The organism is Vogesella mureinivorans, assembly GCF_007644035.1.
GTDB lineage: Bacteria > Pseudomonadota > Gammaproteobacteria > Burkholderiales > Chromobacteriaceae > Vogesella > Vogesella mureinivorans.
The window spans coordinates 1-277 of sequence record NZ_VMTV02000368.1 but is presented as its reverse complement, the minus strand read 5'-3'; the positions used below and the strand labels follow the sequence as shown (position 1 = coordinate 277).

1 protein-coding gene is annotated in these 277 nt (G+C 65.0%); it reads right to left on the bottom strand.

Translation table 11 applies throughout. The features are described 5' to 3' along the window. Window positions 1–9 precede the first annotated feature (9 nt). Window positions 10–277, bottom strand: a 268-nt coding sequence (locus tag FLQ44_RS11040; protein ID WP_206208822.1) for an FAS1-like dehydratase domain-containing protein, incomplete at its 5' end; no start/stop codon positions are given.

Below are 277 nucleotides of genomic sequence, written 5' to 3'. Positions count from 1 at the left end.
CTTGCCTCTTTACTCGATGGTATGAACGACGGTGGTGATGGTGTCGCCCCGCAGCACCGGCTGGTGCCAGGTCCAGTCGGCGCCCGCCCACATGGCGTGGACGCCGGAAAGGCCGCCGCAGTAGCCGGAGACGATGCGGCTGGTGGTGAACAGGAACGAAGGCAGCGCGACGATCGAGCCGTATTTCGTCGTCGCGGCATATTCCGGGTCGCACCACAGCGGATTGTCGTCACCGATGCCATGGGCATAGTGGCGGATCGCATCGCGGGTGGCTTCG